We start from the raw sequence: 23,169 nt of genomic DNA on the forward strand, positions 1-23,169 counted from the left end.
ATTTTTATACTACTTATGCCTAATATCCTGGATTCTGGGCCAGGTTGCCATTCTTTTGTATTTCGGTCCTGGGAATGGGGAATAGGGTCCTGTTGATATTGTTGGTAGCTGCATGCGATAACCACGACTTTTTAGTAAATACTCCAAACCGGATCATATCTGTACGCCGATGTCCTTCCTGGTCGAATTCCCAGCCCAGTTCATCAAGAAAACGGCCATATTCAATATCCGCGCCGCCTTCGTTCGTAAACTGGTTATTTACCTGGTCTTTCATGCCATAAGCATACACACTGCCGGCTTTCAGCTGCGCGCCGGTCACCAAAGCTTTGGCCGGGTCGTTGAGAAAATTGCGCTGCCTTACCTGCGTCACTATCGCGGCCGCTTCATCAGCTTTCCCGGTGCGTAACAAACTTTCTGCTTTCATCATCAGCACCTCTGCATAACGAAATACCGGGAAGTCGTTACTAAGGCGGTTAGAGGCCCCCATTTTTATCTCAAATTTACCTAACCTGAACCCATGTACAGATTCGCCTTTCTCCAGCCCTGGTAGTTCATTTACGAATATCAGGGGCTTACCGGCAAAGTCACCCTGCGCTACATATAGCATTTGTCCTGATGAGGTGTACTGCTGTCCCTTGATCCAGTTGCGTTGGTAGCGGGCATCAGTCTGGTCAAAGGTGTTGATAAACTGTGGAATGGCGCAAATGCCGCCCCAGGGCGTATTTTTTAGGTTGTAGGTAGCCTGGTTTTCCTGTTGCAGTGTTTGCATGTGCAGGTCAAAGGCGTTCCAGTTATTGGTATAGTCTTCATCCATAGGAATCGCCAACACTATTTCTTTGGAGTTCTGGTTTTCTGTCACAAAAACATTCTTCTGCGCTGCCTCCAGGATATAGGCATTGGAGTTAATAACACTGTCGCAGGCACTGATGCATTTAGTCCACTCAGGGGTACCGGTATACACACCGGCATTCAGGTACATTTTAGCCAGCAGGGTAAAAGCTGCCCACTTATTATACTTGCCATAAGTACTCACATCATTGGCACTGCGGAGCAACCCAATATTGTCTGTGATTTCCTTTACTATGAAATCATATACTTCTTTCCGGGTGTTCTGTTTGGGTAAATATCCCATCGGCAGATCGAACCTGGTCACCAGGGGAACATTCCCATAAAAATCACATAACACGGCATAGTAGGACGCTCTCAGTACTTTGAGTTCGGCCAGTGTAGCGGGTTTTGCATCGCCTACGGGTATCAGGCCGGATTCTATCTGGTAAATAATACGGTTGCAGTTGGTAATCCCTGCATAAGTTCTTGACCAGGTTTGATTCACTACGTCGTCGTCTGTAGTCCAGGTGTGGCGGTGTAAACGCTGGTACACCCCATCATCGAACCAGCCCCATGGACGTTTGGGTATCACCAGCTGATCAGCTGTCACTTCCTGCGCACGCCACAAACCATTCCAGTCGAGCAATATAAACCGCCACTGGGAATAACCGGCGCCTACCAGTGCGGCTATATCATCCTTAGTAGGATTAAATTCCGTGGAGATAATAGTAGTATACGGTTTATCTTTTAATTTGGTACAGGCCACGCCCGTTACAATCATCAGCATAACTAACGGTAACGCATATATGTTAAAGCGCATTTTCATGTGCGGTAATTTTAGTGGTTAAAAATTCAGATTCACACCAATTGTAAAAGAACGGGTAGTAGGATATTTATCACGGTCGTCCATACCGGGGTTCAGTCCCATCCTGTTTACTTCAGGGTCTAACCCTTTGTAACCGGTAATAATGAATGTATTCAGGGAAGAAACATATACCCTGGCTCCCTTCAGGTACTTGTTTTTCAGACCGGCAAATGTATAGCCCAACGTAATGTTATCTATCTTCCAGAAATCTCCGTTTTCTACATAGTAGCTGTTAAATTCCAGCGCATTTACTTTTAGTTCGGTTTTCCCAAATACCTTGTCATAGGCAGATCTCAGGATATTATAATTCTGTATGGTGGGATTCTCCATGTACATACGCTGGGAGTTGATGATCTGGTAACCGAAAGCCCCGCGCATGGTAATACCCAGGTCGAAACGCTTATAAGAGAAATTGTTATTCCAGCCGGCATAATATTTAGGCAGCCCATTTCCAATAACTTTCTTATCCTCAAAAGCGTGAGGGAAATCGTCGTACTTAACCGGTTTACCATCTCTTCCTTCGTATATCCATTTCCCCTTATCATCAATATCAATTACTTTATAACCATAAAAATCGCCTATGCCTTTCCCAACAGTTACAATATTGGTAAAGGTTTGGATAGGTATGCCCGCTGCACCGGTGGTGAAGTAAGGTGTGGTAGTCTGGTATAATTCGTTGGATAAGCTGATTAATTTGTTGGTATTGGTAGAGTAATTAACGCTGGTGTTCCATACAAAGTCATTCGTCTTAACCGGCACAAAGTTCAGCATGATTTCTATTCCCTTGTTTTCCATCTTACCTACGTTGGCGGTAGTAAGCGGGTATAGATTCGGTGGACTGGGCACCGCATAGTTATACAGCAATCCTTTGATGCGACGGTTGTATACATCGATATTACCACTGATACGGCCCTTGAGCAGGCTAAAATCCAACCCGATATTGGCTTCGGATTTTTCTTCCCAGCGGATAAATGGATTGGGATTGGTAGCAGGCACCAGGATCTTGGACCATTTACCGTTAGTATACACATAGTCGCCATAACCGATCAATGGTTTGCTGAGAAAGCCTGCATTAGGCGGATTTCCGGTGATACCATAACCGGCGCGCAGTTTCAAATCATCGAACAGGTGTTGCTGCCTCATAAACCCTTCATTGGAAATTCTCCATCCACCGGATACCGCCCAGAAATTTCCCCAGGGATTATTGGCTCCATACAGCTGGCTGGCGCCCTCTCTTCTCAAACTTGCCAGTAACAGGTATTTGTCGGCATAGTTATAATTGAGCCTGCCGAAAAAACTAATGAGGTTTGTTTCTGTTTTATAGCTGCTGATATTAGCCAGCTTGTTTTTTATGCCTTCTCCCAGCCCCAGGTTATTATAGCCAAACAGGTCGGTAGGAAAATCCTGGTTATCTGTATAGTTGCCGGATGATTCGTTTTCCTGGTAACCGTATCCACCCAATAGGGTAAAGTGATGTTCTCCAAAGTGCCGGTTATACTCCGCAGTCCACTCCGTCAGGCGGTCGATCGATAAGTCGGAAGCCACGGAGGCAAAGCCATTCACGCCACTTTTGATGTTGGAGATATGCTTCTTGGACTCTGCGTATCCTTTGTTGGAATTAAACCGGGCATAGGAAAACAATGCCGACAGCTTTAAATTATCTATAGGGGTATACGTTACCGTTGCATTCATACGGGAGTTTACATTCTTCGCCTGGCCGTCGCTTTCATACAGCAGCGCCAGTGGATTTTCGTAGTCGAAGTTGCCTGTTTGCTCATAGAAGTCGCCGTTGGCTTTACGTACCGGTTCAGTAGGATTGCGGATCACCGTTTGCCGGTATATCCATCCATTGAAACTATTGATGCCATTATTGTTACGGTTATAGTTGTTGGTTTGATTGAGGATGCCCACATTTAGTTTTACTTTATCGTTAAACATACTGTGGTTGACATCAATTCTTCCGGAAAAGGTATTATTGTCGCTCTTTTTAAAAATGCCTTGTAATGCGCGGTAGTTACCGGATACAAGGTAGTTGGTGGTGGCGTTGCCCCCGCGGATGGTAAGGTTATGTACATGTGAAAGTGGAGTGCGGGTAGCTTCCATCAGCCAGTTAGTGGAACTGCCGGCATCCCAGGATGCGAGCCTGGTGCCCGCTTTGATTTGGTCGCGGTAATCCTGGGCGGTGAGCATATCCAGTTTCCGGGAAATCACTTGCGTGGTAGCATAGCCGCTATAGTCGACCGTGTTGGAGAAACTGCCGCGGGCTCTTTTTGTGGTGATGATGATCACGCCATTAGAACCTCTTACTCCGTAGATAGCAGCAGAAGAGCCATCTTTGAGCACATCCACAGATTCAATATCCTCCGGCGCTACTGTTTTAAGATCGCCCGGTACGCCGTCGATAATCACGAGAGGATTGGCATTGGCGCCATACAGGGTGGTGTTGCCGCGCAGTAATATCTGAGAACCAGCGGTAGGATTACCGCTGGGCGTACCAATCGTCATACCGGCTACTTTTCCCTGTATGAGTTGTCCTGCGTCCTGCACAGGGCCTTTCACGAAGTTGGCCGATTTAACGGTAGCCACGGCGCTGGTCACATCTCCGCGGCGCTGGGTACCATAGCCAATCACTACGGCTTCCTGCAGATTGGCCACGGTGGATTTCAGCACCACATCAATAGTGGTACGACCGGATACTGGTATTTCCTGGTCCTGGAAGCCGAGATAGGAAAATACAAGTATAGCGTCGGTACTGTTTGTATGTAGCGTATAGTAGCCGCCAACGTCTGTGGTGGTACCGGTAGCACTATTCTTTATTTTCACGTTTACACCGGGTAGTGCTTCGCCTTTATCGTCTGTTACCTTACCTTTTACAGGTTCCTGCGTATTGAGATGATCACCGGTATTAACGGGTGCTGGGTTTTGTTTGCTTTCCTTTTCTACGATGATCACCAGGTTATCTTTCTGCAGGTAGTTGAGCCGTGTATCTTTCAGGATCTTATCCAGTACAACTGTTACGGGCTGTTGGTTAGCTGCAATGGATATATGGTTATAACCGGCTACCAGCTGATCGTTATATACTACACCAAGCCCACTTTTCTTTTCTATCAGGGTTAGTATTTCCGGTAGTGGTTTATCGGACAGCTGCAGATCAATCTTGACCGAACTTGCACTGGGCCTGATTTGCGGCCCTGCCCACAAACTGGTGGCAGTGACGCTGAGGAGGAATAGTATGCACCCTATTCTCAGCAGGGCATGAAGATGGCACCAAATGAATTTTTTCATACATTTGAACGTTTTGGTTAAATAAATGGTCGTTTATTTTTCTAAACAGGGCGGCCATAGGCTGCCTGATAGCCAGCTATGATTTCACAGATCATACTGGTTATTTTTTGATGTTTGTCAGTACATGTACAAAGCGATTTAATCTAATCTGTAATTGCTCTTTTACGAAAGAACCAGATGATTTACAGTGATATAACTTTATCTTTCATGGAATAATTAAGTTTGTTGGCTTTGGTAATGGCGAAAAGAATTTTATCCAGCGGGTCGTTGGTACTGAAGGTGGCGGTAAAACGAATATGCCGTGTTGCATCCTTGCTGAAGGTAAAGGTTACATTATAGTTGTTTTCCAGTATCAGGGCTACCTTTTCCAACGTTTCATTTCTGAATTGCAGTTTTCCATTTAACCACCCGGTGTTGTCGGCAGCGCTGACCTTTTTTTTCTGTATCCCTGCAGGCGAGAAGGCCGCTTGCTCATCAGGCAGCAATATCATAGCGTTGGGTCCATAGCGGTCCTTTACTGCTACTTTTCCTGTCACTACGGTTATCTTCACTTCTCTGGCCACAGTATAAGCCTGTACATTGAAAGAGGTGCCCAATACCGTTGTTTGTGTACCGGCGGTGGCTACTGTAAAAGGGCATCGTTCCTGCGATTGTATCTCAAAAAAGGCTTCTCCTTCCAATAATGTTACACTTCTGCTGTTGCCCTTGAAAACCCTGGGATAGCGAAGACTGGATCCGGCATTGAGCGTAACAACAGAGCCATCGCTCAGCGTGAATCGCAGGCGCTGCCCTTTACCCGCCCTGGTGGTAGCATACGCCGCGTTGCCTGTTTCCGTACTTTTAAAAAAAATAAAACTACCTATCAGTATAACTATAACTGCTGCGGCTATACGAAATGAATGAGACATGCGTACCAGAGGATGTACTGCCAGTTGCCGGTCTATTTTCGCTTTGAGGCGCCGCCTCACTTCGTTCTGGTCAAAGTTCACCATATCATGCTCTCCTGCAGCTGAACGATTGTCCAGCCACTGTTCCAGGCGTCTTTGTTCTTCCGGTGTACATTCCCCTTTTAAATAACGGTCCAGCAAACGTTCTGTCGCTTTTTCTTTCATCAGAAAAAATTTGGGAATCATCATAACACGTGGTCAATAAAGTAGTGTCTGAAAAGAAACTTTGGTAGTAGGAGAAGGGAAGTTTTTTTTTGGATATTTTTTTATTCGTCGCAACAGTGATTACACATTGAGTTTCAGGTGCAGGTATTTCAGGGCATTGTTAATTTGTTTCTTCACTGTTTTATCGGAGATGTTGAGTTTGTGGGCAATTTCTTTGTTGGAAAGATCTTCTTTCCTGCTCAGGATAAATACTTCCCGCATCTTCAGGGGGAGTTTGTCAATTTCCTGGTTCACCATGTGCGATAATTCATTGGCATCCAGCTGCCGTTCAAACACATCGTCTGCTTCTGAAAACAGGAGTCCCCACGACTTCCGGAAGGAGTCCTTTTTCATTTGCTGCCGGATATAACGGAAACCTCCATATCGCACACAGGAAAAGAGATAAGTATACAACGATGTGATGTTACCCAGGTTATGGCGCCGTTTCCATAACGACACAAATACTTCCTGTAGAATATCTTCCGCCTCTTTGGTGTCTTTGATGGCTTTTACCAGGTAAAAGTAAAGTTGTTCCCAATAGCGCAGGTATATCACATCAAAAGCTTCCCTGTTGCCTTCTATAAGCAAGTTTAATAGAACATCGTCTGCATATTGTTGAAAATGCACACCATTCATAAGTGGAAAATTAACATAAACGTGAAACCTGCCCTATCCCCGGAAAAAAATCACCTGCTGCAGATTGATTTTTACACCTGTGCTATACGCTGTTATTATTAATTGTCTAATATACAATTAATAATTATTAGCCGCCTAATTTTTTTAAGAGGATACAAAAACAACGTTGTAACCAGGAACAACAACCGTGATCCTGGCGCCCTCCCTTTTTATTTTTTATTCTTAAATCTTGATTCCCAATTCCTAATTCTTTCCTAACTTCGCACCCGTGAAGCACCTTTCTCTCATATGCATTCTCTTCGGCCTGCTGTTGCAAAACTTCAGCAAGAGCCTGATTGTCATGCAGTTTAAGGTGAATCAAACATATATTGCCAAAGAATTATGTGTGAACAGAGACAAGCCGCAGATGCATTGTAACGGGCATTGTCATCTGAAGAAAGAATTGGACAAGGACACACAGCCGGAAAAAAATAACAATAACGGGAAAGATAAATATGAAGTAATGTTTGTAGATCCGATACAATCATTCAGTATTTCATCTCCCGATAATCAACTCTCCTTTATCTCTTATTACAAGGCTCCCCGCCTGAGCAAGCGCTCCTCATCAATATTTCACCCGCCGCAGCTGGTAGTAGCCTGATAATGGACCTTATACTACCTGATTAATCCTGTTCGCTTTTACGCGAATAGCTAATGATTTATTTACATGAAACAATGTTGTTTACTCATCATTGCGTGTATGGCTGTTTGTAATAGTTATGCACAGCAATTGCATGGGCGTGTGGCTGATGCCCTGACTAAAGAGGCATTGCCCGGCGTGAATATACACCTGCTGCATACTGCCACAGGATGTAATACCAATGCGCAGGGAAAATTCGTGCTGCCAGCCGCCGCCGCTGATTCAATAGAAATATCATATGTAGGCTATCTCACCAGGCGGCTGACCGCAGCAGAGGCAGCAGCTTTGCCGGTAATCTATCTGCCGGCAAGTACTACCAGCCTGAATGAATTGGTGGTATCCACCTCCCGGGATAAGCAGCGACGTTCAGACGCTCCGGTGGCTATCAGTACCATTTCTGCCCAAACGCTGAATGAAACCAAAGCCACTACCCTCGACAGAGTACTGAATAAAGTAAGTGGCGTATATATGGTAGACCTGGGAAATGAACAGCACACCATGGCTATCCGTCAGCCTATTGGTTATAAAAGTCTGTTCCTCTATCTGGAAGATGGCATTCCGATCCGCACCATCGGCGATTTTAATCATAATGCACTCATTGAAATCAATATGGCTGCGCTGAAAAACATTGAAGTGATCCGCGGACCTGCTTCTTCTTTGTATGGCTCCGAGGCAGTAGGCGGGGCTGTGAATTTCATTACTGCTTCGCCCACGCTGGTGCCTACTGCCAGAATTCAGCTCGAAGCAAGTAACTGGGGATATAAAAGAACAGATTTTAGTATATCCAATACCGTTAGTAAGGTTGGCTTTAATGTAAGTGGTTATTACGCTGATCAACAGAATGGATATATGGATCACAGCAACTTTCATAAACTGGCGCTGACAGGTAAACTGGAATACCAGGTCGATACAAAAGATAAATGGACGAACGCAGTTACACTGATCAATTACAAAACTGATCAGACCGGAGGGCTTGATAGTACGCACTTCTTTGCCAGGGATTATAAGAACTTCCAGACATTTACCTACCGCGAGGTAAAAGCGTTGCGGGTGCGTAGTACGCTGGAACATGAATGGAACAGCAACAGCCACACCAGCGTTACTTTATTTTTCCGTAACAATACTATTGGTCAGAATCCTTTTTACTCAATAAAAGATATCCGTGGAACCCTGAAAGCCAATGGCCAGATCAACAGCGACGGTTTCAATAGTTACGGCGTAATTGCTCAGCACAGACAACAGTTTGCATGGAAAGACGCAGCCCTGATAACAGGTGTCAGCGCCGATTTTAGTCCGGCTACCTATGTCGCTAACTATATAGATATTACGAAAGATCCCGCCGGTTACTATGTTAGCTACCGCAATACCGATTCGCTGCTGACAGATTACAAGGTAGGACTACTGAATAGTGCCGTGTATACACAGTTCGAGTTTTCACCCCTGCAGCATATGAAAGTGGTGGCCGCATTGCGTTACGACCGGATGGACTATAACTTTGTCAATCATCTTACTCCATCAGCTTATACAGGCGCTCCCAGCGAACGCAATAACTTTAATGCACTAACACCTAAGCTGGGATTGACATACGACCTCGGCAATGGCAGAGGATTATATGCTAACTATAGTGTAGGATTTGCGCCGCCTAATATCTCGGAATTATATACCGGTGTAAAAGTTCCGGTGCTGAAATCAGCCACTTATCAGAACTACGAAGCTGGTGGATGGTTTGCGTTTGCAGGAAAGAAAGGGTATGCAGATCTCAGCATATACCGGATGAATGGCAGCAATGAGATAATAAGTGTGAGAAATGCAGATGGCATGTATGAAAACCGGAACACAGGAGCTACTACCCATAGCGGTGTGGAATGGAATATAAAGTATACGCCTATACGTAGTTTATTTATCCGCACCAGCGGTACATACGCAGAACATCTGTTCAAGGCATATGCAGATGGTAGTAAAGTATATAATAATAACCAGATGAATGGTGCGCCACGCTGGATCACCAATACAGAAGTTACCTGGAAACCTTTGTTGCTGAAAGGGTTCAGGATAGGTGCCGAATGGCAGCATATCGGGAAGTACTATATGGACCCCGCAAACACTGCTGTTTACAACGGTTACGATCTCTTCAATGCCCGGGCAGGATATGCCTGGAAAGGATTTGAATGCTGGCTGAATTGTATGAATATCGGTGATCAGTTATATGCCACTACTGCAGAGAAATCTGCTTATGGAAAAACCTATAGAATAGGCCCGCGACAGACATTCAACTTCGGAGTAGCTTATACGTTCACCGGAAAAAAGTAGCAACATGAAATGGATACCGTTTATATTATTAGTGTTGATAAGTGCCTGTGGTAAAGGACGTGTGGAGATGGGCAATGAATTGGTACTATCTCACGCTGAGATGGAAGCCTCCTGTCCTTATCTTACTAAAGATACTTCAGGAAAACCTGTGGTCTGCTGGGTGGAAAAAGCAAAGAATGGGAACACAGGGTATGTATACTATTCAGTATCTAACGATAATGGATATACGTTTTCTGATCCCGTTCAGATTGCCGCTTCAGCGGGAGTATATCCGCATGATGAAAATCTGCCGAAGATGCTGTTTATGCCGGGAGGCCGTGTGGTGGCTATGTTTGGTATAGAAGCAAATGATCCGCGGAATAAGTACGCCGGTAAAGTGATGTATACCCTGTCTGGCGACAATGGGAAAACCTGGCAGCCCGCCGTATCACTTGTTACCGATACAGCCGGTTACGATCAGCGTTATTTCGATCTGGCGTTGCTGCCGGGAGGAGAGGCCGCCGCTATATGGCTCGATAACCGAAAAGATACTAACGCAGAAGGCTCTACGCTTTATTTCAGTACTACCCGGAGTGGAAGCGGCTTCCGGGAGGCACGCCCGGTGGCTGCTACCACTTGCCAGTGTTGCCGCACCAAACTGTACGTGTCGGCCGATGGGAACGTTCATCTGGCATACCGGGATATCATCAACGACTCCATTCGTGATATGGTACATCAGGTGTCAACGGATGAGGGCAAAACATTTTCTGCGCCTGTGCGCATCAGCGCCGATAACTGGGTGGTGAACGGATGTCCTCACACGGGTCCTGCCATGACCGCCAACAGCAAAGGACTGCATTTCGCCTGGTTCACGATGGGAGGCGGACAGGGAGCTTTCTATTGCCGCTCAACAGATAACGGTAAAACCTATACGCAGAAAGAATCACTCGGAAAATCGCCTATGGCCAGGCATCCGCAAATGACTACCACAGGCGACGAAGTAATGATAACGTGGGATGAACCAGTAAAATGGAAAAATGATTTCAACAGCCGTATTGGCTTTCAGTATAAATCAGCCGAAGGCAAAACAATCAACACCGGTTACCTGACAGCTGACAGCACTTACGCCAATTTCCCTGTAGTAAATGCCCTAAACCCTGAAGCTGTGCTGGTGGCGTATAAGAAAAGAACACCCAAGGGCAGTGAAGTGGTAGTAAGGATGTTGAGACTGAATTAAGAATTGAAAAAGAAGAATTAAGAATAAAGGCAGAGATAGTAAACACGAATGCAAACGTTGCTACTATCTCTGCCTTTATTCTTAATTCTTCTTTTTCAATTCTTAATTCAGTCTTAGGCTCTCTCCAGGTACAATCCCTGCGCCGCAGCCCATCGTCCATAATGGCCTTTGCGGGAATTGCCAAAGTAGAAACGCCATTCGTCCTTCCATCTGGGATAGTACAGACGCAGCAAGTACATAGTGATAAATGTAAGCATAGGGATATGGTTTCAAGTTCAGGATAGTCTTAGTTCAGTTGGCACCAATCTTTTACATACAATTGCTCAGATGTAAAAAATATGTTGATTTTTTCAAATATAAAAACTATCACTTACCTTTGAAATCACATCAATGTGCTATTTTTTATCGAAGTAGTAAGCGTTCGCCTGCTGTAAAGGCGTCACTACCAGGTCGTTAATACAAACATGCGGAGGAAGACTGCTACAGTAGTATACCACATCCGCTACATCCTGGGCCGTTAACGGAATAAATCCTTTGTATACATCTTTAGCTTTGTCTTCATCACCCTTGAACCTTACGAGAGAGAATTCAGTTTCTGCAGCGCCCGGATGTACCGCCGTTACCTTGATCCGGTAAGGCAACAGGTCTATCCGCATTCCCTGGGTAATAGCATCCACGGCAGCTTTGGTAGCGCAGTAAACGTTTCCTTTGGCATATACCACTTTGGCAGCGGTAGAACCGATATTGATGATATGACCTTTAGTACGGGAACGCATCCATGGAATTACCACGCGGGATACATATAAAAGCCCTTTCACATTGGTGTCGATCATGGCATCCCAATCTGCTGTATCGCCTTCATCAATGGTGCCAAGCCCTGCTGCAAGCCCGGCATTGTTCACAAGCACATCGATTTTCCTCCATTCTTCCGGAATGTTCCCCAATACGCTATTGACTTCTTCTTCTTTTCTTACATCGAAATTTAATGCCAGCACATTGATACCAAATTCCTGGATAAGCTGGGTCTGCAATGCTTCCAGTCTTTCTTTGCGTCTGCCGGTTATTATCACGTCGTAACCTTTACCAGCAAACGTAGTTGCGCAAGCCTGACCAAATCCGGCAGTAGCACCGGTGATAAGAACAATTCCCATGATATGCAGTTTTTTGGTGCAAATTTACTAAGGTTCAGCGGATAAGGGTAACGGTTCCCTGTTTTGTGATGTCTTTCCCGTTGAAGTCCGTACCTTTTAAGATCCAGATGTAGGTGTCTACAGGTGCAGGCCTGCCTTTGTAAGTGCCATCCCAGCCTGTGCGGAAATCTGTGGATGAATATACTTCAACGCCCCAGCGGTTGTAAATGCGGAAGTATTTGTATTGGGTAATACCTACCGGTATAAACCGGAAGCGATCATTCAGTCCGTCGCCATTTGGAGTAAACGCATTGGGAATATACAACTCCGGGCCAGTATAGTATTTTACATTCACAGTGGCATAGCCGAAGCATCCCTGCTGATTGGATACACGCAATGTATACGATATATCCTGGTTGTAGTTCAGGACAGGATTGGCGATCATCGGATTGCTCAGGCCGGCAGATGGCGTCCAGCTATAAAATTCGCCTCCGCTGCCCTGCATGACCAGCTGCTGCCCTCGGGCCAGAATGGTGTCGTGTCCGGCAAAAGGATTCACTTCATAGATCCTTACATTTTCAACGATCGTTTTTTCGCATTGTTTATCAGTCAGCAGTTTCATGGAAATCGTATATACGTCTCCTTTAGTAAATACATGCTCCAGCGTTTTTTGCGTGCCGGCAGTAATCAGGCTGTCGGCCAGATCAAAGCTCCATACATGACTGGTAATATGTCCGTACAGATAAGAAGAGGTATCCGTAAACTGTATCGGATCGCCTTTACAGAGGCCGCTGATAGTGAATCCTGCTTTCAATCCCGGATAATTGCGGACAATGCCGGTAGCACTGTCGCTACAGCTCAGTCCGGGATTTACTACCATCTTAACGTGATATACACCGGTATCAGGATATTGATGATAGAACAGTGTTTTGTCTTTGGTCAGCGTATCTGTACCATCTCCGAAGGTCCAGTAGTAGGTAGATGTAAAACCCGCCATGCTGGAATTGCTGACAGGGATCTGCAGCGAAGGATCCTGTGTGCAATTATTCAGCACCGGTGGGAAAATGGCGGTAATGTTTGTCTGGCAGTTGAATACAGTCAGCAGTATGTCTTTACTATGTGTGCCCAGGAAAGTTTTGCTGACAGGATCATATTCATCCACACAAACAGTAATCACGTATTTACCTGCTGCTGTTGGAGTACATGTGATGATGCCGCTGGCAGAAATGGAAAGCCCGGGATTGCCCGCCATTGGATTACTGCCATTATAAGGCGGAATATAGCGTACGGTGGTATTATAGGGCGGGGGAGTGGCAGAATTATTTTCATTGGCCCGGCCACTACCGTCTGTTAATGCGTTGCACAGATGATAGACAAGGCTATCGCCATCTTCATCATAGGCGGCATAATTGAGCCGGAATGGTACGCTGTTGCATATAACAATGGCGGTGTCTTTATTGAAGTACGCACTGTTGTTATTAGGCCTGCTTTCCGTGCCTGGTATGGTGGTGTAGTAGGTGGAACCTTCATGTTCTGAATCGTAGATGTTACTCAGCTTTTCGCCACGACAGCAACGTTGCGAGGAAATATAGTATCCGCCGGGAATAGGCGGAAGTTCAATAGAAGCATTGTAGAATGCTACCTCCAGGTGTTGCGCCTGCGGGGCGAGACATGGATTTTTCAGCGTATCAATCAGCGGAAGGGTATGGTCAATGTAGAGGTAGGCAGATAAAACTTTGCCACCGGAAGCGGTATATACATTTGCTGTAACGGGATTCTCAAATCTGTCGATACAACCTTGACGGTCGCCACAGGTAAAGTCTGCGTCGCGATATAGCTTGAGGGTGATGAGATAACGGTAGCGGGTATTATCTCCATTTCTTCCTAACGTCTTATAATAAATCTCGCCACCTATGATATGATATCCAGCTGCAAGAACAGGAAAGAAGCAGCAGCTCAATATCAGAAAAACTGCTTTCTTCATGATGGGGATTACTGCTATCTTAATTTAACAAAAAAACAGCAGATCCGGTTCAATTCCTGCAACTTTATCTTACGAGGGTTACGGTGCCTTTGCGCTGAATAGTGTTATTGCTAACATCCTTCCCCTGCACTATCCATACGTATGTCCCTATTGCGGCCGGTTGCCCGTTTACAGTGCCATCCCAACCTTTCATGTACTCAGTGGTGGAGTACATCAATTTTCCCCAGCGATCGTACACCCTGAAATATTCCAGTTTCACAATCCCCACCGGAAGTGGCCGGAAAATATCATTTACGCCGTCGCCATTGGGAGAGAATGCATTAGGTATATAGAGTTCCGGCCCTTTGATAAAACGAACAAAAATATCAGCTGTACCCGAACAACCTTCCTGCGTATAGGCGGTAACGGTATATGTAATGTCGCGGTTATACGTAGTTACCGGATTATAAATATTGCTGTTGTTCAATCCATCCGGGGGCGACCAGGTATATCTTACACCTCCGCTGGCGTTGAGCTGGAAAGGCGTATTGAGCATGATGATGGTGTCGTTGCCGGCAAAAGCGCGCACTTTCGGCACCACATTTACTTTGACAGTAGCAGTAACAGGTTTGGGGCATCCCAGTGTATCCGTTACCGTTACTGTGTACAGGGTAGTATCAACCGGCCGGCCAATGGTTACAGCGGAGGTGGATTTATCCACGTAGAAGGGGGGCGACCACCGGTAGTAGGCGCCTCCACTGGCTCGGAGTGTTACCGGAACGCCGAAACAAACCGTGGTATCGGGAGCTGCGGTAGCTTTGGGGGGATCTACTACTTTAAGCGCCATCGTATCAGCACTATGGCATTTGCCGAGGGATACTTCTATTTCATAACTCTGCCGGGGTGGCGCAGGCGTCACCACGGCATCTGCGGTTTGCGATACTACCCTGTTCTGCGGAAGTTCCTTCCACCGGAAAGCATATTTGCCATCTGCAACAGCATGTAAATGGATTTCATCGTTGGTACAAACAGTGCTGTCGGGAGTACTGGTTACATAGATGGTATCTCTCACATCTACCTTTATATCCCTGGTATTAACACATTGCTGCATGTCGGTAAAAGTCACGCGGTAGGTGACTGTCTTGCGTGGAAAAACGATCGGGTTAGCAGTATTCGGATACAGGATAAAATAGTTGTCGGGCGTCCAGGCGAACGATCCCTGCATGGGACTATTGGCCCACATCTGCAGGCTGTCTTTGGCACAAAGCAGTGTATCAGAAATAGCGTTAAACGGTGGTTTATCGTATACAATCAGCGTATCTGTTACCGTTTGTTCGCAGCCCTTCACATTGCGGGCATACAGGGATACTACATAGGTACCCGGCGTTTTATACAGATAGTTGGGATTGGCCAGGTTGGAGGTATCTCCGGTGCCAAAATCCCATTTGTAATAGGCAATAGCACCGGCATCCGAACGGGTAGGGGAAGAGTTAAACTGGGTGCCTTTATTGGCACAGAGCCCTGCGGCAGTGAAGTCTGTTTTGAATACGGGGAACGCATACACTGTTGCGGTAGCACTGTCGCCACAATTACTGTTTTTATCTACATAGAGCTTTACAGGATAAATACCCTCCTGCGCATAAGTATGTTGCAGTGGCGCCGCACTGGTGGTCTCCTGCGTAGTGCCATCTCCAAAATCCCAAAAATAGGGCTTACCTAATGTGCTGTTATTGAGGAACGTGACGGTTAAGCTGCTGCAATCCGAATATTTATCCGGCATCGCAGCGGTTACCTGTTTAACGCAGGTGGTCACGGTAATATGAAAATCCTTTCGCACCGTGCCAATCTGTTTTCCGTTGCGGTATTCATTCACACAAACAGTCACCACATATTTACCGGGTGGAGGGGCAATTCCGGAAATAATCCCCGTTTTAGGATCTATCACCACATCTTTTCCCAGGGGCTGTGATCCGGAAAACGGGCTGATATAAGAAACGAAACTATAGGGTGGCGCTACCGCTGGTGGAGGCGGTTTGTTTGGCTCGGTGGTTTTGCCTCCTTTATAGGCATCGCAGAATTCATATTGCAGTTGATCTCCATCCGGGTCTGAAGCTGAAAAATCGTAGGTGAATTTCTTTCCTGAGCAAACGAGGGTAGCCTCTTCTTTGTTAAACTGCGGGCTGGAATTCCCGGTAACGCCACTGGCGGCGCCAGGAATATCCACAAAATAGGTGGCGCCTGTGCCGAGGTTACCCAACCGGTCGCCGGGAATGGGTTCATTAACGATATTGACAAGGTCAGTACTGCGGCAGCAACTCTGGAAGGCAACGGTGTAGCCCTGATTGTTGGAAGGTAAAGTGAATGTAGTGGTGAAAGTACCTATCTGGTAACAGATCTGGGGAGGGTTGACGATACAGGGATCTACCTGCCCCAGTTGTTTCTCTATAAAATCACTGCGGTCTACAGTGCTCTGTCCTACCTGGCTGTTATCGTCTTTATTAAATGCAGTCAATATAACCTGGGTAGGCATTGCCGCAGTATTTTCACTTCCGATACCACAGATGCGGTATAGCTTCAGTGTAACACTATACTGATTACCTCCGATATATCTGTAATATACCTGACCTCCAATGATATGACTGGCATGTGCGCTGAGGGCGCACACCATGCATAGCAGGATGACAGTCAGTTTTCTCACAACAAGCTGAGTTTAAGATTATAGTTGACAAAAGGCTATAAACTGTTCCAGGATCACATTGCTTTCTGTAGTGATCTCCCACATACCCATGTGGCCCACGTTATTAAAAATATGTACACTACTGGTAGAAGGTAGTGTGATCTGCGGTAAAATATTGTCGAGCGGCACAGCATTATCATCACTTCCTATGATAAACAAAACCGGTTTCCGCAAACTGCTGAGCACACTGGTTCTGTCTGGTCGGGCTGCCATTGCTTCATACCAGGCAATTAGCGCCGGTAACTGGCATTCGAGGCACATCTTTACATAATCGTCTACCAGCCCGGGATGCTCATTTTTGCTGTATGGACTGAACATATTAGGCAGTATTTGCCGTAAAAAAGTTTCAGCACCATATTCTTCCATCATCTTAATGGATTTGCGCCGGCCTTCTTTTTTCTCTTCACTGTCGGGTTTAGCGGTGGAATGAAAAAGTCCCAGGCCTTTTACCAGTGAGGGATATTTTTCAGCCAGCGCCAATGCAACATAGCCACCCATAGAATGGCCAATGAGGATAGCTTCTTTAATATTTTCTGCCAGCAGGATGGAATAAACATACTCCGCCATAGATTCGATAGACAGGGGAGTTGTGAGAGGCGCAGCGGCCGTTCCAGGTAAATCAGGAATAATAAGGTGGCAATGGTTTTTTAACGTAGTTATTTGTTTGTTCCATAGAGCCGAATTCTCCGAAAAACCGTGTATGAGTACTACTGCAACGCCTTCACCTTCATCCAGCCAGGTGATGTTTCCGTCATTGATTGATTTCCGCATTTTTTAACCCGGGAATAAATCGTGAAATAAAAGCATGTATCAGTAACAAGATACAAAATATTAAAGCTGCTTTCGACACCAAATCGCCATTCCGGACATAGAACGTATTTCCCCCGTTCAGGGTTACAGTTGCTTTGAAAACTCTTTGTTGCCAGTAAGGCTGCGGCTGAAAGATTTCTCCTGCCGGGCTTATGACTGCTGATATACCGGTGTTGGCACTGCGAACCACCCATTTCCGTGTTTCTATGGCACGGATACGTGCATACTGCAAATGCTGACGATGGCCTTCTGTATTTCCCCACCATCCGTCGTTGGTGATAATAACCAACAGATTAGCTCCCTGTTTGATGCGGGAGGCAACATAATTACTGAAAACAGATTCATAGCAGATAACCGGGAAAACATTCGCACTGTCGGCCGGGTTGGTGAACATTTCTACGCCCGGTACCCGGCCATAACTGCCGGTGATGCCGCCAAAATCAAGTGCCACGCTTTTCAGAAAAGAAAAATAGCGCACATAGGGAACCAGTTCTGCTCCGGGCACAAGTTCATATTTATGATAAATCTGTATGCCGGGAGTAGTATCTATTTGAAGTGCACTGTTATAGGCATCCCAGCGGGAGCCGTCGTTCATTTGCCGCGCGGTAGCGGGAATATCGTCGGTGTTGTTGTAGTGCTTGAGGGTGGCTGCACCGGTGATCAGTTTGGCTTTGGGATAGTGGCGGAGCAGTTCTCTGATCGCAGTTATTTCCGGCTGATAATTCAGTTCATGCTCCCAGGCTCCGGTCGGAAACAAGGCTGTTTCGGGCCAGATGATATACCGGGTATTGCTGTCGGCTTTTTCGGCTGTCAGCCTCAGAAATATTTGCAGCTGATCCATCACGGTGCCGGTAGCAAATTTCTCGTCGTAAGGATCTATGTTGGGTTGTACCACCACTACCTCTGTTTTCCTGCCTTTGCTGACCGTAGGGACCATCATAGCAGAAAAGAGCAGTGGTAGTCCGATCAGTAACGCCGGTTTCCAGAGCTCCCGGGTTAATACCTGTTTCCATGAAAATTCGTGTATACGGGCCCGTTTCCAGATGCTGTAAATAAGGATGTTAGTCAGTAAAACCCACAACGAGCCACCGCTGGTACCCGTTATCTCGTACCACTGTATCCATCCCGGCCGGATGGCAAATGCGTGGCCCAGCACCAGCCACGGCCAGCTGAGTTCCCAGGTTTGATGGATGTATTCAAAGGTAAGCCAGTATACAATTAATGCAAACCAGGCGGCTGCTTCAGACAATCTTTTCCGTGTATTCCGGTAAGCCAGCCAGGGAATGCTCATCAGCAGGGCATTGAAGGTATTGGCAAATACTCCGCTGGCAGGAACCGTTGTATTTCCTACCCACCAGGTAGAGGCCACATTCCATATCAGAAACGCCAGATAAATAAGCCCGAAATACTTCCACCTGTTATGTACTTTCTCACTGATATACAACAACGGAGTAAATGCTACAAATATCAGCGGTGTCAAAGGCATGGTAGGCCAGGCCAGCCAGAAGAGCAAACCAGAGAGAATACTAAGTAGTATAAAAGGCTTTTTCAAGAATTAGAAATTAGGAATGAAGAATTAAAGCGAAGATAAGTGCGGAAAATAAGAATTACGAATTGAGATGATAAGGACAATGAAGAAATAATGAAAAGCAAAACGTCCGGCAGTTATACCGGACGTTTTTATTTATACTCTTGGGAAAAGTACGTTTATTACTGATCTATACCATTCTTAATTCTTCACTCGTCATTCTCTATTCTCCATATTATCTGCTGTAATTCGGCGCTTCCTTAGTGATCACCACATCATGCGGGTGGTTTTCTTTTACAGTAGCAGCGGTGATCTTAACGAATTGCGCTCCCTGTAATGCCTTGATATCTTTTGAACCAGTGAGGCCCATACCTGCTCTCAGGCCGCCAACAAACTGTTGTACGATTTCAGACAGCATGCCTTTGTAAGGGACACGGCCTACGATACCTTCCGGAACCAGTTTCTTGATATCATCTTCGTCCTGGAAGTAACGGTCTTTACTACCTTCCTGCATCGCTTCGATAGAGCCCATACCACGGTAGGATTTGAATTTACGTCCTTCGTAGATGATGGTTTCTCCGGGACTTTCTTCCACTCCGGCGAAAATAGATCCGGCCATGATGGTAGAAGCTCCTGCTGCCAGTGCTTTCACCATATCGCCGGTATAACGGATACCTCCATCTGCAATTACCGGGATACCCAGTTTTTTCAATGCGTCTGAGGCTTCCATCACTGCGGAAAGCTGAGGGAAACCGGCACCGGTTACAATACGGGTGGTACAGATAGAACCAGGGCCCACACCTACTTTCACCGCATCTGCTCCTGCCTGTGCAAGCGCCAGGGCGCCATCAGCAGTGGCAATGTTACCAGCAATTACCTGCAGTTTCGGGAAGGTTTTCTTTAATTTCTTCAGGCTGTTGAGTACAGCGATGGAATGTCCGTGAGAACTATCCAGGCAAACTACATCCACGCCTACGTTGATCAGTGCCTGTGCACGATCCAGCAAATCGGGGGTAATACCCAGTGCAGCTCCTACGAGTAAACGGCCGAATTCGTCCTTTACAGCATTAGGATAGCTGGTCAGCTGCAGTATATCACGGTAAGTGATCAATCCTGCCAGTTTGCCCTGTTTGGTAACTACAGGCAGCTTTTCAATTTTATATTGTTGCAGGATCTTTTCCGCCTTTCTCAGGTCAGTGCCTTCCGGAGCAGTGATCAGGTTTTCGCTGGTCATTACATCCTTTACGAGGCGCTTTTTATTTTTTTCGAATCTCAGATCTCTATTAGTAAGGATTCCTACCAGTTTGGTGTTGTCGTCGATTATAGGAATACCGCCAATGCCGTTTTCCTTCATCAGCCGCAATGCTTCACCGATAGTAGCGTCGCCTTTCAGTGTAACCGGATCCATGATCATCCCGCTTTCGCTACGTTTTACACGCCTTACCATTTCAGCCTGGCGTTCAATGCTCATGTTTTTGTGCAGAATACCTATACCGCCTTCTCTCGCCAGCGCAATGGCCAGTGTAGCCTCAGTAACAGTATCCATTGCGGCAGATACCATTGGTATATTAAGGCGTATGTTTTTTGTTAATTGCGTAGAGAGATTGACTTCTTTAGGCAGAACTTCTGAGTAGGCCGGTACAAGGAGCACATCATCAAATGTAAGTCCGTCAGCTACGAATTTGGGTTTAGATTTTCCCGCAGGCATGATGCAATTATTAATCAGTTATAAAAATAATTGCACGCAAATGTACATCTTTTTAGACAATAAATAAAATATTCACCTCGCTGCATAGCGAAGCCGGCAGGGGGATTTGTTAATTAAATATTAACAGAACGAAGGTTGGCGCCTGCTTTACAGCCACCAGCGAGAATCCGCGGATAAGTCATCCGCAGGTCATTAATCATAAACCCGCTTTGGCAGCATTCACCAACCGGCTGTTAGTTCGTACTGTTGCCCCGGAAGACTCTTCACCACCTGGTGCATTTCCAGGTTAAAGACTGCTACTGCTACCTGGCTCCCCGATAAACGGGACCGCAAATAAAGCTCCTCCAGGTGCATAGGCGATTTTTCACGGAATAAGGCTAGGATCAGTTGCTCATCTGCCGAAAACTCAGGGAAGAGTGGTGGTTGAGCCAATGCATCCTTTTTCAGATCCACTGGCTTCTCCTGCCAGCCCATCAAATCCAGTATGTCGTTTGCACTGGTAGTAAGCACTGCTTTATTTTGCCGGATCAGTTCATTGCAACCGGCCGACTGTGTATCCTGTATACGGCCGGGAATACAGCATACTTCCCGGTTATAGCCGTTGGCCAGGTCGGCAGTGATGAGTGAGCCGCCCCGAATCCCGCTTTCAATAACGATCGTTACATCGCTGATACCAGCCACAATGCGGTTCCGGCGGGGAAAATTCTGCCTGTCGGGCTGGGTTTGGCTGGGATAATCTGTCAATAGCCCGCCCTGTTCCAGCATGTCGGCTGCTATCTGACGGTGCCCGGGCGGATAGATTCTGTCTAACCCGTGCGCCAATACACCTATAGTGGGCGTATTCGCCTTCAGCGCAGCTTTATGGGCAAGTATATCGATGCCGTAAGCCAGGCCGCTGACAATCGTTACTCCGGCCTCCGCCAGGGCATTAACCAATGCTTCGCAAACAGACCTGCCGTAAGCCGTGGGAAATCTGGTCCCCACAATATTCACTATTCTCGCAGGATTCAGATCCGTATTGCCCTTAAAGTAAAGCATCGCCGGATTGTCGGGGCAATGGAGCAGGCGCCTTGGATAAGCCGGATCCGTACAAAAAACAGGCTGTATGCCGTATTTTTCCATGAAGGCTATTTCACGCCCAATGGTATCGAAATCGCGGAAGCTAAGCAGGGCACTGGCCCTTATGGCGCCTACTGTCTCAATTCTTGTTAATTCATATTTACCGGCTTTAAATACATCGGTGGCGCAACCAAAATGTTCAATTAGTTTTTTGATAATTACATCGCCAACCATGGGAACGCGGGTTAATGCAATCTGGTACATTAATTCCTCGGGCATAACAAACAATTATTTTGTGGAATTTACAATTTTCTGCGGCTCTTTATGTTTGCAACATGAATTATTTTTGTGCGTACTAATTTTTTTTCTATGAAGATGAAATGGTTGTTAACCGGTTTGCTGATCACCAGTGCCTTCGCTTGTAAAACCACGGCTCCGGTAGCGGAAAAGAAAACAGTTCATACACAACTGATTCCGGAAGGCCCGGCATGGGCTGCATTGTGGCAACAACAATCCGGCGAATATAAAGCCCTATGCCTGCAGGCCTATCAGCTGGCTGCTTTGCGGCTCGATCAATACCTTACTGCCAAAGGCAATAAGCCGCTGGCAGTAGTAACAGATATCGATGAAACCGTACTGGATAACAGTCCTTATTCCGTTCAGCAAGCCCTGGCCGGAAAAGGATACGATGATAAAAGCTGGATGGAATGGACCGCCAAAGCCGTTGCAGACACGGTTCCTGGCGCACCTGCCTTTTTTAAATATGCCGCATCTAAAGGAGTAAAAGTATTTTATATCACCAACCGTGCTGAAAGCGAACGTGCTGCCACCCTGAAAAATCTGCAACAGTATAACTTCCCGGATGCAGATAATCAGCACCTCCTGCTGAAAACAACGACTTCAGGCAAAGAGCCCCGCCGCCTGCAGGTATTACAGCAATACGATATCGTGATGCTCTTCGGCGACAACCTGAGCGATTTCTCCGCTATCTTCGATGGGAAACCTTTTGAAGAAAGGAATGCTGCCGCTCTCGGAGCTGCGCCGAACTTCGGCAGTAAATTCATCGTTCTCCCCAATCCTATGTATGGCGACTGGGAAGGCGCTTTGTACAATTTTCAGTATAAGCTTTCTACGCAGGAGAAGGATTCAATTATGAAAAGCAAACTCAGAACAATTAAGAATTGAGAAAGAAGAATTAAGAAGAAGAGCGGAGATAGTCGCGATATTTGTATTCGCGTTTACTATCTCCGCTCTTCTTCTTAAT

At 46.2% G+C, this 23,169-nt stretch carries 16 protein-coding genes; 4 read left to right on the forward strand and 12 right to left on the reverse strand.

The genetic code is table 11. The features are described 5' to 3' along the window. Positions 1–19 precede the first annotated feature (19 nt). The 4 genes from UNH61_RS01290 to UNH61_RS01305 all read right to left on the reverse strand — a co-directional run bounded on the left by UNH61_RS01290 (position 20) and on the right by UNH61_RS01305 (position 6,765). Complete coding sequence (locus UNH61_RS01290; protein WP_326990295.1) at positions 20–1,654, reverse strand: RagB/SusD family nutrient uptake outer membrane protein; 1,635 nt, start codon at positions 1,652–1,654, stop codon at positions 20–22. A gap of 18 nt (positions 1,655–1,672) precedes the next feature. Further along, entirely contained in the window at positions 1,673–4,978 is a 3,306-nt protein-coding gene (locus UNH61_RS01295; protein ID WP_326990296.1) for a SusC/RagA family TonB-linked outer membrane protein, read from the reverse strand. A gap of 182 nt (positions 4,979–5,160) precedes the next feature. Continuing rightward, complete coding sequence (locus tag UNH61_RS01300; RefSeq protein WP_326990297.1) at positions 5,161–6,090, reverse strand: FecR domain-containing protein; 930 nt, start codon at positions 6,088–6,090, stop codon at positions 5,161–5,163. A 120-nt stretch (positions 6,091–6,210) separates the two neighbouring features. After that, entirely contained in the window at positions 6,211–6,765 is a 555-nt protein-coding gene (locus UNH61_RS01305; protein WP_326990298.1) for an RNA polymerase sigma-70 factor, read from the reverse strand. A gap of 268 nt (positions 6,766–7,033) precedes the next feature. Here UNH61_RS01305 and UNH61_RS01310 point away from each other — a divergent pair, with 268 nt between their 5' ends. The 3 genes from UNH61_RS01310 to UNH61_RS01320 all read left to right on the forward strand — a co-directional run bounded on the left by UNH61_RS01310 (position 7,034) and on the right by UNH61_RS01320 (position 10,970). Further along, entirely contained in the window at positions 7,034–7,405 is a 372-nt protein-coding gene (locus UNH61_RS01310) for a hypothetical protein (protein ID WP_326990299.1), read from the forward strand. A gap of 66 nt (positions 7,406–7,471) precedes the next feature. Then, positions 7,472–9,754: a TonB-dependent receptor gene (locus UNH61_RS01315; protein WP_326990300.1), complete on the forward strand. Its 2,283-nt coding sequence runs from the start codon at positions 7,472–7,474 to the stop codon at positions 9,752–9,754. 4 nt (positions 9,755–9,758) lie between these two features. Then, on the forward strand, positions 9,759–10,970 hold the full coding sequence (locus tag UNH61_RS01320; protein ID WP_326990301.1) for a sialidase family protein: 1,212 nt from the start codon (positions 9,759–9,761) through the stop codon (positions 10,968–10,970). A 113-nt stretch (positions 10,971–11,083) separates the two neighbouring features. Here the strand turns inward: UNH61_RS01320 and UNH61_RS01325 are convergent, their stop codons facing one another. The 8 genes from UNH61_RS01325 to dprA form a co-directional block, all read right to left on the reverse strand. After that, entirely contained in the window at positions 11,084–11,227 is a 144-nt protein-coding gene (locus UNH61_RS01325; RefSeq protein ID WP_326990302.1) for a hypothetical protein, read from the reverse strand. A gap of 138 nt (positions 11,228–11,365) precedes the next feature. After that, a complete protein-coding gene (locus UNH61_RS01330; protein ID WP_326990303.1) occupies positions 11,366–12,121 on the reverse strand; it encodes an SDR family NAD(P)-dependent oxidoreductase in 756 nt (251 codons plus the stop codon). Positions 12,122–12,155: 34 nt separating this feature from the next. Next, positions 12,156–14,084, reverse strand: a complete 1,929-nt coding sequence (locus tag UNH61_RS01335) for a gliding motility-associated C-terminal domain-containing protein (protein WP_326990304.1) — start codon at positions 14,082–14,084, stop codon at positions 12,156–12,158. A 64-nt stretch (positions 14,085–14,148) separates the two neighbouring features. Next, the gene (locus tag UNH61_RS01340) at positions 14,149–16,761 is read right to left on the reverse strand and encodes a PKD domain-containing protein (protein ID WP_326990305.1); all 2,613 of its coding nucleotides are present in this window, start codon (positions 16,759–16,761) and stop codon (positions 14,149–14,151) included. 18 nt (positions 16,762–16,779) lie between these two features. Continuing rightward, a complete protein-coding gene (locus UNH61_RS01345) occupies positions 16,780–17,571 on the reverse strand; it encodes an alpha/beta hydrolase (RefSeq protein WP_326990306.1) in 792 nt (263 codons plus the stop codon). Then, entirely contained in the window at positions 17,552–19,162 is a 1,611-nt protein-coding gene (gene lnt / locus UNH61_RS01350; protein ID WP_326990307.1) for an apolipoprotein N-acyltransferase, read from the reverse strand. Before lnt ends, UNH61_RS01345 begins: the two co-directional genes overlap by 20 nt. Positions 19,163–19,373: 211 nt before the next feature. Further along, positions 19,374–20,846: an IMP dehydrogenase gene (gene guaB, locus UNH61_RS01355; protein WP_326990308.1), complete on the reverse strand. Its 1,473-nt coding sequence runs from the start codon at positions 20,844–20,846 to the stop codon at positions 19,374–19,376. A 219-nt stretch (positions 20,847–21,065) separates the two neighbouring features. Beyond that, complete coding sequence (dprA, locus tag UNH61_RS01360) at positions 21,066–22,184, reverse strand: DNA-processing protein DprA (protein WP_326990309.1); 1,119 nt, start codon at positions 22,182–22,184, stop codon at positions 21,066–21,068. A 90-nt stretch (positions 22,185–22,274) separates the two neighbouring features. On the opposite strand from dprA, the gene UNH61_RS01365 reads away from it, so the two are divergent. After that, complete coding sequence (locus UNH61_RS01365) at positions 22,275–23,090, forward strand: 5'-nucleotidase, lipoprotein e(P4) family (RefSeq protein ID WP_326990310.1); 816 nt, start codon at positions 22,275–22,277, stop codon at positions 23,088–23,090. Positions 23,091–23,169 lie beyond the last annotated feature (79 nt).

The sequence above is a fragment of the Chitinophaga sp. 180180018-3 genome (assembly GCF_037893185.1).
In the GTDB taxonomy this organism is placed as follows: Bacteria; Bacteroidota; Bacteroidia; order Chitinophagales; family Chitinophagaceae; genus Chitinophaga.